Below are 11,694 nucleotides of genomic sequence, written 5' to 3'. Positions count from 1 at the left end.
ACGCGGCGCTGCAGGAAGAGGTGTTCGGCTCCACCTCGCTGGTGATCGAGTGCCGCGACCGGGCCGAGGTGAAGCAGGTCGCCGATCGACTCGAGGGCCAGCTCACCATCACCCTGCAGATGGACGACGCCGACCACGACGCGGCCCGCGACCTGCTGCCGACGCTCGAGCGCAAGGCCGGGCGCCTGCTGGTCAACGGCTGGCCGACCGGCGTCGAGGTGTGCCACGCGATGGTCCACGGCGGGCCTTTCCCGGCCACCTCGGACGTGCGCACCACCTCGGTGGGCAGCGCGGCGATCCATCGCTTCCTGCGGCCGGTGTGCTATCAGAACCTGCCCGACGCGCTGCGCCCCGAGGCACTCAAGGAGAGCAATCCGCTGGGCCTGAAGCGGTTGTATGACGGAAAGCGCGAGGGCTGAGCGGAAAAGCCACGCATGCTACAAGCGCCACGCACAAAGGGCGGCCCGAGGGCCGCCCTGTGTGTGAACGGGTGACTCGATATCGGCCCGGTGGTGACTGATTCGAAGAGCCGCTCAGATCAAGCCGAATGCGGTGAGGATGAAGACCCCGGCACTGAGCGTTAACAGCGAGGCGAAGGTGGTGATCACGATGACGTTGGCGGATAGCTGGGCGTTGCCGTTGACCGCCTTGGTCATGACGAAACTGGCGGCGGCACCGGGGCTGCCGAGAAACAGGAACAGGATGCCGAGTTCCGCGCCGCGAAAGCCCAGCGCCAGGGCACCGAGCACGCCGAGCATCGGCAACCAGACGATCTTCCACAGGCTGGCGTCGAGGGCCAGCCTGCTGCTGCGCTTGACCGACTTGAACGACAGCGTGCCGCCGATGCAGACCAGTGCCAGCGGCAACGACATGGCGCCGAAATAGTTGCCCGAGGTCATCAGCCATTCCGGCAGGTCGATCGCGAAGTAGGCGAAGGGGATGGCCAGCAGCACGCTGAGGATCAGCGGGTTCTTGGCGACATGGCCGATGATCGTCAGCACTCCGGATTTGGCGCTGGCGCTGTGGTAGGCCAGCACCGCCGCCGACAGCACGTTGTAGATGATGATGATCCCCCCGACCATGATCCCGCCGAGCGACAATCCGTAATCGCCATATTGGCTGGCTGCCAATGCCAGCCCGACGATGCCGCAGTTGCCGCGAAACGCACCCTGGGCGAAGACGCCGCGATCCTCGAACCGGCAACGCCAATGGGCCCAGGCCCAGACGAGGAAGAAGCTGAGTACGGAAAAGCCCAGGAAGTAGCCGATCAGCGCGGGCTGCAGGGCGACGCCGAGGTCGGCGCGGATGATGCTGAGAAAGATCAGGGTGGGCATGGTCGCCCGGAACACCAGCATCGAGGCGGTGGTGATGAAGTGCGCGTCGATCCAGCCGATGCGCTTGAAGAGAATGCCCAGAAAGACCATCGCGAAGACGGGCAGGGTGACGTTCAGGGTGTGGAGGAAGACATCCAGCAGGTTCATGGTAGCCGGTATCTCCCGAGGCTCTGTAAGAAAACCGTCTGTGCTCGCCGATATTGCGTTAGAAATCTTCTCAATATACTCATTGACTCCCCGTAAACTCGTGTGCGAGCCCAGTCCGCCTATTCGTTGATTCCTGCCGCGTCCGGCCTTCGCCCGCCGGCTTGACTGCCAACCTCAGCGAATCAGCCAGAAGCCGACGATCAGCGCGGCGATTACGGTGGCGAAGAACAGATTGTTGCGCAGACGGGTGTTGCGGGGGCGGGGGGATCGGGACACGGAGGCTCCTGGCAGCTATGGCCATGCCGGCAAGCGGGGTTGCCGGCAAAGTGGCCGGGACGGCGGCGTTGGCCGCGACAATTGTGGCATGATAAACCCGTTAGCCTGCTAGGCCCAGCCGCCGGCCGCTGCACCACCTCGAGGAAAGCCGTTCCATGACACGACCGCGCCTGGTTTTCGCACACGCCAACGGATTTACCGGCGCCAGCTATCGTCGCTTTCTCGCACCGCTGGCGGAGCGCTTCGAGCTGTTTCCGCTGGACCGCCTGGGCCACGACCCGGCGTTCCCGGTCAGCGACAACTGGCCGGCGCTGCGTGACGAGCTGCTCGCTCAGGTTCGGCGTTTCGACGAGCCGGTCGTCGGCGTCGGCCACTCGATGGGCGGCGTGCTGATGCTGATGGCTGCCGCGGCCGCGCCGCAGGCTTTTCGCTGCGTGGTGATGCTCGACCCGCCGTTGATGGTGGGCCGTGATGCGTTGGCACTCCGTCTAGCCAAGCGTCTGGGGCTGGCGGAGCGTGTCACCCCGGCCGGGCGCAGCCGGGGGCGACGCACGACCTGGCCCGATCGCGACGCGATGGGGCATTATCTGCGCCGCCGCGCGCTGTTCTCGCGCTTCACGCCCGAGGCGCTGGAAGATTACATCAACGGCGCGACGCGTCAGCTGGACGACGGCAGTGTCGAACTGGTCTTCGAATCGACCACCGAGGTGGCGATATTTCGCCATCTGCCGGACCGCCTGCATGGGCTGTCCCGGCGCCTCGACGTGCCTGCGGCACTGATTGCCGGTCGGCAATCCGACCTGATGACGCCGGCGCGTCGGCAACGCTTGCGCCGCCATGGCATCGACGTGCGCGAGGTCCCGGGCGGCCACATGTTTCCCATGGAGGCGCCACAGGCCGCGCGCGAGGCGCTCGTCGCCACCATCGATCAACTGCTGGGGAGGGAAGGATGAGAACAGCCGAGGAGATATCACTGGCCGATGGCCGGCTGGCCGGACTGGCCTGGGGCGAGGTCGGCGCGCCGACCTGGCTGGCGCTGCACGGCTGGCTGGACAACGCGGCGAGTTTTTCGCGCCTGGCACCGCGCCTTGCCGACGCCCTGGGCATTCGCCTGGTGGCGATCGACTTCGCCGGACACGGGTTGTCCCGGTGTCACCCGGCGGGCGTCTATTACGCCATCTGGGATTACACGCACGATGTGCTCGACGCACTGGCATCGCTGGGCCTGGAGCGGGCCACGCTGCTCGGCCACTCGATGGGCGCCGGGGTCGCCTGTCTGGTGGCCGCGGCCATGCCCGAGCGGGTCGCGCGGCTGGTGCTCATCGACGGCCTGGGCACGCTGACCACGCCCAGCGAGGACAGTGCGGCCCAGCTGCGCAAGGGGTTGATCGCCCAACGCAGGCGGATATCCCCGTCACCCCGCTATGCCGATATCGAGAGTGCCATCGCCGCACGTGTCGGCGGCGGCGTGACGCCCATCGATGCGGCGACCGCCGAGCCGCTGGTGACGCGCAACGTGGCGCGGGACGCCGAGGGCGGCTGGCGGCTGCGTACCGATGGCCGCCTGCTGCGGCCCTCGCTGGTGCGTTTCTGCCCCGAGCAGGCCCTGGCGATACTCGGCGCCATTCAGGCGCCGTCGCTGCTGGTCGAGGGCGAGCAGGGCATTCTCGGCGGGCACGGCTTCGCCCATCGTGCCCGCCAGGCGCTGGTGACGCTCGAGCGGCGCGTGCTGCCCGGCGGGCATCATCTGCATCTGGAGCCGGACGCCGTGGCGGCGGTGGCGGCGGCGATCGGCGAATACGTCGCGGAGTCGGCCGGCAGCGCCGAGGGCGTGACGGCCATGCAGGGTGTGCAAGACAAGTGAGGGAGGCGGCATGAGCAAGCGGGTTGCGCTGGTACTGGGCAGCGGTGGTGCCCGGGGCTATGCGCATATCGGTGTCATCGACGAGCTCGAGGCGCGTGGCTACGAGGTGGTGGCGATCGCCGGCTGTTCGATGGGTGCGGTGATCGGCGGCGTCTATGCGGCCGGCGAGCTTCAGGGCTACCGCGACTGGGTCACCCGGCTCGATTACTTCGATGTCCTGCGGCTGGTCGACGTGACCTGGAGCCCGATGGGCGCGATGCGCGCCAGCAAGGTGATGTCGCGTATCTCGAAACTGGTCGGCGATACCCGGATCGAGGATCTGCCGATTCCGCTGACTACCGTGGCCACCGACATCGGCCGCCAGCGCGAGGTATGGTTCCAGAGCGGGCCGCTGCTGCGCGCGATCCGGGCATCCATCGCCGTGCCCGGACTTATCACCCCGGTGCATATCGGCGATCAGGTGCTGGTCGACGGCGGCCTGCTGAATCCGTTGCCGATCATTCCCACGGTTTCCGCCCAAGCCGATCTGATCCTGGCGGTCAACGCCACTGCCCAGACCCACAAGCCGGTGACCCTGAAAGAGCTCTTGCCGGCCGACGAAGCGGCCGAGGAACAGCGGCGCGAGGCCATGCAGGACGCCTCCGGGCACGGGCTGTCGGTCTGGTTCGATGGGATGCGCAGCCGCGCCCAGCGAATGTTTGCCAACGGCGGCGACGAGGATCCGGGCACCCACGGGAACGCGGGCGACTCACGCGCCGCCGAGCGCGCCTGGGGCAAGCTCGACATCATGCTGACTTCGTTCGAGATCACCCAGGCGGCGCTGGCCATGTACAAGATCGCCGGTTACCCGCCGGATGTACTGGTGGAGATCCCCAAGACGGTATGCGGCGCCTACGAGTTCCATCGCGCCGAGGCGTTGATCTGCCTGGGCCGTCATCTGGGGGCGCAGGCCCTGGATCGCTACGAGGGCAAGCGCGACCTGACCACGGCGGCCGGCGAGCCGCCGGATACGCAGCGTCACCCGAGCGTGACGCAAGCGCCACCGTCCTCGACGAACGAGGGGCCGGGGCCCAAGGACGTCGCGAAGGCCAGGAAAACGAAATAGCACACACCCCGCGACGGGCTGTCAGGCGTCCCTGCCACGTCGGCGCAGCAGCACGTAAACCGCGCCGGTACCTCCATCGGCGTCGCGCGCCGAACTAAACGCCAGTACGCTCGGCCATTCGCGCAGCCAGGCGTTGACGTGGCTCTTGATCACCGGATAGTCGGCCATGCCTGTCCAGGCCTTGCCATGCACCACCAGCACGCAGCGCAGCCGCTCGGCGCGCGCGTCGTGCAGGAACCGCTCGAGATGGTCGCGGGCCTCGTCGAGGGTATAGCCGTGCAGGTCGAGCCCGGCCTGCCAGTCGATCTGACCGCGCTTGAGCGCGCTATGGGTGCGGTAGGGGAGGTCGGCGACGGCGAAGTCCAGCGGCGTGCTGGGGCGCACCGGCTCGACACGCCCGTCGCTGGTGCGGCTGCGCGGCGCGTCGGCCGCCGCCGAGGCGGCCGCTTCGCGCCTTGCCGCCAGGCGCTGAGTGTCGTCGCGACGCGGCTTGCCCGGGTCGGCGCGATCGCTGATCAGACGCTGTACGCCGGCTTCCTTCAGGGCCTGGCGAAACAGCGAGATCTCCTCGTCGGGCGGGCTGCGCCGTCGGCTCATGCGGCACTCTCTTCAGGTAACGGGGAATGGGGGCGCGAAAGCGCCCCAGTATAGCGACTGAGGCGCGACTGTGAAGCGTGGCGCGGGGCAGGTACAATCGCCGTCAATTCAGCCTTACCCCGTATCTGCACAGGACGACGCGTGACCGCTCCCCATACCTCTGGCGCAGGCCCATCGGCCGCCATCCACTCGGCCGACAGCACACTGGCCCTCGACGATGCGCAGCTCGCCGCGCAGCTTCATACGCTGCGCGACTGCCTGCGCTGGACGACCAGCGAATTCCACGTGCAGCGCCTGCACTTCGGGCACGGCACGGCGAGCGCCTGGGACGAGGCGGTGGCGCTGGTGCTCGGCGCGCTGCATCTGCCCTGGGACGTCGACCCGGCAGTGCTCGACGCGCGGCTGCTCGATATCGAGCGCGAGCGCATCGTCGCGCTGGTACGGGCGCGAATCGAGACGCGCAAGCCCTTGCCCTACCTGCTCGGCGAGGCGTTCTTCGCCGGCCAGCCATTCTCGGTCGACGAGCGGGTGCTGATTCCGCGTTCGCCGATCGCCGAGCTGATCGAGCACCACTTCGCCGCCTGGTTCCCCGCGGCGCCGCCGGCACGCATCCTCGATCTGTGCACGGGGTCGGGCTGCATCGGCATCGCCAGCGCGCTGCACATGCCTACCGCCGAAGTCGATCTGGCCGATGTCAGCCCCGAGGCGCTGGCGGTGGCCAAGATCAACATCACTCGCCACGAGGTCGGCGATCGCGTGCGCGCGGTACTCGCCGACCTGTTCGACGGCCTCGACGGGCAGCGCTACGACCTGATCGTCGTCAATCCCCCCTATGTCGATGCCCGCGACCTGGCGGGGATGCCCGCCGAGTTCCGCCACGAGCCGGCCCTGGCGCTGGGTGCCGGAGCCGACGGCCTGGATATCGTGCGCCGTCTGCTGCGCGAGGCGCGCGCTCACCTCAACGACGACGGCGTATTGATCGTCGAGGTCGGCAATTCCGATCGCCACCTGGAAGCCGCCTACCCCGAAGTGCCGTTCCTGTGGCTGGAATTCGAGCGCGGCGGCCACGGCGTGTTCGCGCTGACCGCCGGCGAGCTCGACGCGTATGCCGCCCGTTTCGCCTGATTCCCGTTTCGTCCGACTCCATTCGAGGATCGCTGCATGTCCGGCAATACCTTCGGCAAGCTGTTCACCGTAACCACCTTCGGCGAGAGCCACGGTCCGGCGCTGGGCGCCATCGTCGACGGCTGCCCGCCGGGGCTGGCCTTGAGCGAAGCCGACCTGCAGCGCGACCTGGACCGTCGGCGCCCGGGCTCGTCGCGGCATACCACCCAGCGCCGCGAGCCCGATGAGGTGCGCATCCTCTCCGGGGTCTTCGAAGGCGAGACCACCGGCACCCCGATCGGCCTGATGATCGAGAATACCGATCAGCGCTCCAAGGACTACTCGAACATCAAGGACCAGTTCCGCCCGGCGCATGCCGATTACACCTACCACCACAAGTACGGCCGTCGCGACTATCGCGGCGGCGGCCGCTCGAGCGCCCGCGAGACCGCGATGCGGGTCGCCGCCGGAGCGATCGCCAAGAAGTACCTGGCCAGCCAGGGCATCACGGTGCGCGGCTACATGAGCCAGCTCGGCCCGATCGCCATCGACTTCAAGTCGTGGGACGGCGTCGACGACAACCCCTTCTTCTGCCCCGATCCGGCCAGACTGCCCGAGCTCGAGGCGTTCATGGATCAGCTTCGCCGCGACCAGGACTCGGTCGGTGCCAGGATCAGCGTGATCGCCGAAGGCGTGCCGGTAGGGCTGGGCGAGCCGGTCTTCGATCGCCTGGACGCCGACCTGGCGCATGGCCTGATGAGCATCAACGCGGTCAAGGGCGTGGAGATCGGCGATGGTTTCGCCGCCATCGCCCAGCGCGGCAGCGAGCACCGCGACGAGATGACCCCCCAGGGGTTTGTTTCCAATCACGCCGGCGGTGTGCTCGGCGGGATCAGCTCGGGGCAGGCATTGATCGCCCACCTGGCGCTCAAGCCGACCTCGAGCATTACCCGGCCCGGGCGCTCCATCGACACGCATGGCAACCCCGTCGAGGTGGTCACCAAGGGGCGCCACGATCCCTGCGTGGGCATTCGCGCGACGCCCATCGCCGAGGCGATGATGGCGCTGACGCTGATCGATCACCTGTTGCGCCATCGCGCCCAGAACGCCGACGTCGCGGTGTCGACGCCGCGACTGCGCTGATTCGCCGCGCCGGTTCCGGCCGGCGCGGGGCCGTTCGCATCCTTTCCTGTAGCGCTTCCCCGAGCGTCGCTTTTCGCCGACCGGTTACGCCGTATTGCCTGCTACACTCAAGTCGACACGTACCGACTTGAGTCCTGCCATGAAAATAAACGTCGAGTTCGACATGACCCCGGCAGAATTTCGCCAGGCGCTGGGGCTGCCCGATGTCGATGCCTTCCAGCGCGAGATGATGTCGCGTATCCAGCAGCAGATGGATGCCGGCGTCGAGGGGTATGATCCCTGGAATCTGATGCAGCCTTTCTTGCAGCAGGGCATGACCCAGGGCATGACCCAGTTCGGTAATTACCAGCAGATGATGCTGGACATGTTGCGCAAGGCGGGCAGTTCCTCTTCCACCGAGCAACCGGAAAAGGACGAAAAGACGGGCGGCGCGGCCAGTCGCTCCACCGCAGGCGCATCGGCGACCTCGCGGCAGAACCGCAAGTCGTGACCAAGCGTCTATTGCAAGGTCGCAAGTGGCCGGCTACGCTTTGTGCGGTGCAGCATGCAGTCTGTGCTGCATCGCATTGCCGACCTGTCTACGCCGTTCCTCCAGGAGGGATTCGAGATGCAGCAAGACAAGATGTTCAATAGCTTCGCCGACCAGGCCAAGAGCTTCTTCGAGCCGATGCGCAAGATCAACGGTCTGATGCTGGACAACATGGAAAAGATGACCCAGTACCAGCTCGAATCGATGAAGCGCTACACCCAGATGGGTACCGAGCGCATGCGCGCCGCCTCGGAGATCCAGAGTGCCGATGACCTGCGCGACTTCACGACGCGCCAGGCCGAGCTGATGAACGAGCTCTCCCAGCAGATGATCGAAGACGCGCGAGCCATGACCGAGCTGAGCATGTCCTTCAGGAATGAACTGGAGCAGGGCCTCAGCGAAGCCAGCCAGAAGGCCGCCGATCAGGCGAATCAGACCGCCAAGGCAGCAAGCGAGTCGGCCAAGTCGGCTACCGAATCGGCCTCGGCCAAGTCGAGCGGCGGCGGTAATAGCAGCTCCAGCAGCAGTTCGTCACGCAAGTCCAGCTGATGTCGTTGGCGAGGCCGGGTTCGCGCCCGGCCCGCCCGTTCGAACGAACACATCGGACGCCGCCGCCATTACGGCGGCGGCGTCCCCCTGTCATCGACAGTAACGCGCGTCTCATTGCTGCCAGCCATGGCTATACAGCGATGATCGTCATCGAATGCGGTACGGGGATCCCGAGGAGGACGCATGGCGTCAGAGTGGCCGAGAGAGTGGTCGGGTGAGTGGCAGGCGCTGGTCGATCCGGAACTGACCGCGCAGTTGGAAGCGATCGGTCTGGAGTACCAGACGCTGATGGGGGAGATGGTCGAGCGAATCTGGCCGAGCGAGGCCGCCTCCGCCGTTTACGAGGACATGCAGCAGAGCATTCGCGCCGCCGCCGAGGTGCTCGCCAGCCGGCCCGACGCACTCTACCGGGCCCAGTTGCACGCCGCCGAGCGTCAGTGGCAGATATGGCAGCAGGCGATGCGTGATGTGGCCGGCGATGTCGGCGAGCTGATCGTCGAGCCCGACCCCAAGGATCGCCGGTTCAAGGATGACGCCTGGCGACAGGATCCCTTCTATCGCTTCGTGCTTCAGCAGTATCTGGTGTTCGCGCAGTGGGTCGAGGCGCTGGTCGACAGCGTCGAGGGCCTGGACGACAAGCAGAAGCACAACCTGGCGTTCTATGCCCGGCAGTATGTCAGCGCCATGGCGCCGAGCAACTTCGTCACCACCAATCCCGAAGTGATGCGCATCACTCGCGAGACTCGGGGCCAGAACCTGCTCGATGGCCTGGCGCGGCTGCGCGAGGACCTGGCCAATTCCGCCGAAGGCCTCAACGTGTCGATGACCGACCGAGAGGCTTTCCATATCGGCGAGAATATCGCCGTGACGCCCGGCGAGGTGATCTACGAGAATGAACTGATCCAGTTGATCCAGTACGCCCCGACCACCGAGAAGGTGTTCAAGACGCCGCTGCTGGTGGTTCCGCCGTGGATCAACAAGTACTACATTCTCGACCTGCGCCCGGACAACTCGCTGATGCGCTGGCTGGTCGAGCAGGGCCACACGGTATTCTTGATCTCGTGGCGCAACCCCGGGCCCGAGCAGCGCGACCTGACCTGGGCCGACTACATGCAACTGGGACCGATCGCCGCGATGGGGGCGATCGAGCAGGCCTGCGGCGAAAAATCGGTCAACCTCTTCAGTTACTGCGTCGGCGGTACCCTCGCCGCCTCGACGGTGGCCTACCTGACCAGCACCCGGCGCGCACGCAAGGTGCGCTCGGTCACCTATCTGGCGACGCTGCAGGATTTCAGCGATCCTGGCGAGATCGGCGTGTTCGTCAACGAGCCGATCCTTCAGGGCATCGAACGCCAGCTCGCGGCCGATGGTTATCTCGACGGCCGGGTCATGGCGTTTTCCTTCAACCTGTTGCGCGAGAACGATCTGTTCTGGTCGTTCTTCGTCAACAATTACCTCAAGGGCGAGACGCCGGCGGCGTTCGACCTGCTGTACTGGAACACCGACGGCACCAACCTGCCCGCGGCGACCCACGGCTGGTACCTGCGCAACATGTACCTGGAGAACCGGCTGGTCGAGCCGGGCGGCATCGAGCTCGACGGCGTCAAGATCGACCTGCGCAAGATCTCCACGCCGAGCTATTTCGTCTCGGCGCGCGACGATCATATCGCCAGGTGGAACTCCACCTACTACGGCACCCAATACCCCAAGGGGCCTGTGACCTTCGTGCTGGGCGGCTCGGGGCACATTGCCGGCATCGTCAATCCGCCGAGCAAGAACAAGTACGGCTACTGGACCAACGCCGAGCTGCCGCCGACGCCCGAGGAGTGGTTCGCCGGCGCGACCCACAACGAGGGCTCATGGTGGCCGCACTGGCAGGCGTGGATGATCGATAACGGCTACGTCGACATGGCCAGGCGGGTTCCCGCCCGACAGCCGGGCGAGGGCGAACTGAAGCCGATCGAGCCGGCACCGGGGCGCTACGTGCGCCAGTCGATTCCGCAGGTGCTGGGGCTGCTCGCGGGTGCCGAAGCGCATGACGAGACGGCAGCGGACGGCGAGTCCCGGGGCGATGGCGTCGGCCAGGAAAGGCAGTGATCCGCGGGGGCGTGTGAAAGCTTGATCAGGCGCCCGCCGCCGCGTCGAGCAGGGCCAGCATCGAGCGGGCGGCGTTGGAAAGCGTGCGGCTCTTGTGCACGATATAACCCAGCGGGCGCTCGATCGGACGATGATCGATCGGCAGGATCGTGACCTCGTCGTCGATCAGCGATTCCGGCAGTAGGCTCCAGCCCAGCCCGATGGCCACCATCATCTTGAGCGTCTCGAGGTAATTGGTCGATAGCGCCACGTCGACCCTCAGCCCCTCGCGGGCGAAGGTCTCGACCACGATCCCCCGGGTGAAGGTCAGGTGACCCGGCAGCACCGCATCGAAGCCGGTCAGGGCCGACAGCGAGAGCGTGCGGTGACCGGCCAGCGGGTGATCGTTGCCGCACACGAAGCGCAGCTGGTCGACCCACACCGGCACCACCGTGAGCTGCGGGTCCGGCGACGGGGCCAGTGTCACCACGGCGATCTCCAGTTCGCCGTCCAGGACCCCCTGATAAGCCTGCTCCGAGTCGAGAAAGCGCATGTCCATGCGCACGTCGGGGTGCGCCTGGGTGTAAGTCTTGAGCAGCGGCGGCAGGCGGTGCAGGCCGATGTGGTGGCTGGTGGCCATGGTCAGGCTGCCGCCGACGTCGCCGGCCAGGTTGGCCAGGGCGCGTCGGCTGTCGTCGACCATCACCAGGATCTCGCGGGCCCGCGGCAGCAGCAATCGACCGGCTTCGGTCAGCGAGACGCGGCGAGCGATACGGTCGAACAGGCGTACGCCGAGCTGGTCCTCGAGGGTGGCGATGCGCTTGCTGACCGCCGGCTGGGTCAGGTAGAGCGCCTCGGCGGCCAGCGAAAATGAGCCATGATCGGCCACCGCGACGAACGCCTGCAGGCTCTGGGTATCCATGATCCCTCTCTTGGTATTCCGTTTCGGAATTCAAAGAATAAATAACAT

11 protein-coding genes and 1 pseudogene are annotated in these 11,694 nt (G+C 66.7%); 9 read left to right on the top strand and 3 right to left on the bottom strand.

Annotated features, from left to right (window positions below; translation table 11 throughout):
- A pseudogene (locus tag HR9077_RS12380) lies at nt 1-419 on the top strand (aldehyde dehydrogenase (NADP(+))); the annotation flags it as partial.
- Nucleotides 420-533: 114 nt separating this feature from the next.
- Here HR9077_RS12380 and HR9077_RS12375 read toward each other — a convergent pair.
- Nucleotides 534-1,481 carry an AEC family transporter gene (locus HR9077_RS12375; RefSeq protein WP_210725916.1) on the bottom strand — a complete coding sequence of 316 codons (948 nt, stop codon included), beginning with the start codon at nt 1,479-1,481 and terminating at the stop codon, nt 534-536.
- Between the two features lie 431 nt (nt 1,482-1,912).
- Here HR9077_RS12375 and HR9077_RS12370 point away from each other — a divergent pair, with 431 nt between their 5' ends.
- The 3 genes from HR9077_RS12370 to HR9077_RS12360 are packed head-to-tail and all read left to right on the top strand — an operon-like array spanning nt 1,913 to nt 4,726.
- Nucleotides 1,913-2,710, top strand: coding sequence for an alpha/beta fold hydrolase (locus HR9077_RS12370; protein WP_136067288.1), 798 nt, complete (start codon nt 1,913-1,915; stop codon nt 2,708-2,710).
- Nucleotides 2,707-3,621: an alpha/beta fold hydrolase gene (locus tag HR9077_RS12365; RefSeq protein WP_136067287.1), complete on the top strand. Its 915-nt coding sequence runs from the start codon at nt 2,707-2,709 to the stop codon at nt 3,619-3,621. Before HR9077_RS12370 ends, HR9077_RS12365 begins: the two co-directional genes overlap by 4 nt.
- Nucleotides 3,622-3,631: 10 nt before the next feature.
- A complete protein-coding gene (locus tag HR9077_RS12360; protein WP_136067286.1) occupies nt 3,632-4,726 on the top strand; it encodes a patatin-like phospholipase family protein in 1,095 nt (364 codons plus the stop codon).
- A gap of 21 nt (nt 4,727-4,747) precedes the next feature.
- Here the strand turns inward: HR9077_RS12360 and HR9077_RS12355 are convergent, their stop codons facing one another.
- Nucleotides 4,748-5,323 (bottom strand): Smr/MutS family protein, encoded by a 576-nt coding sequence (locus HR9077_RS12355; protein ID WP_136067285.1) that lies wholly within the window; start codon nt 5,321-5,323, stop codon nt 4,748-4,750.
- A gap of 141 nt (nt 5,324-5,464) precedes the next feature.
- Between HR9077_RS12355 and prmB the strand changes: the two genes are divergently transcribed.
- The 5 genes from prmB to phaC all read left to right on the top strand — a co-directional run bounded on the left by prmB (nt 5,465) and on the right by phaC (nt 10,745).
- A complete protein-coding gene (gene prmB / locus HR9077_RS12350) occupies nt 5,465-6,448 on the top strand; it encodes a 50S ribosomal protein L3 N(5)-glutamine methyltransferase (RefSeq protein WP_244613177.1) in 984 nt (327 codons plus the stop codon).
- Nucleotides 6,449-6,484: 36 nt separating this feature from the next.
- A complete protein-coding gene (aroC, locus tag HR9077_RS12345; RefSeq protein ID WP_136067284.1) occupies nt 6,485-7,570 on the top strand; it encodes a chorismate synthase in 1,086 nt (361 codons plus the stop codon).
- A 139-nt stretch (nt 7,571-7,709) separates the two neighbouring features.
- Entirely contained in the window at nt 7,710-8,060 is a 351-nt protein-coding gene (locus tag HR9077_RS12340; protein ID WP_136067283.1) for a hypothetical protein, read from the top strand.
- A gap of 117 nt (nt 8,061-8,177) precedes the next feature.
- Nucleotides 8,178-8,648: a phasin family protein gene (locus HR9077_RS12335; protein WP_136067282.1), complete on the top strand. Its 471-nt coding sequence runs from the start codon at nt 8,178-8,180 to the stop codon at nt 8,646-8,648.
- Between the two features lie 183 nt (nt 8,649-8,831).
- A complete protein-coding gene (gene phaC / locus HR9077_RS12330) occupies nt 8,832-10,745 on the top strand; it encodes a class I poly(R)-hydroxyalkanoic acid synthase (RefSeq protein WP_136067281.1) in 1,914 nt (637 codons plus the stop codon).
- A 25-nt stretch (nt 10,746-10,770) separates the two neighbouring features.
- On the opposite strand, the gene HR9077_RS12325 is transcribed toward phaC, so the two are convergent.
- Nucleotides 10,771-11,646, bottom strand: coding sequence for a LysR family transcriptional regulator (locus HR9077_RS12325; protein WP_136067280.1), 876 nt, complete (start codon nt 11,644-11,646; stop codon nt 10,771-10,773).
- Between the last annotated feature and the right edge of the window lie 48 nt (nt 11,647-11,694).

It is taken from the genome of Modicisalibacter radicis (genome assembly GCF_900961225.1).
Lineage (GTDB): Bacteria > Pseudomonadota > Gammaproteobacteria > Pseudomonadales > Halomonadaceae > Modicisalibacter.
The sequence above is the reverse complement of the archived record's forward strand: the minus strand, read 5'-3'. Positions and strand labels throughout refer to the sequence as shown.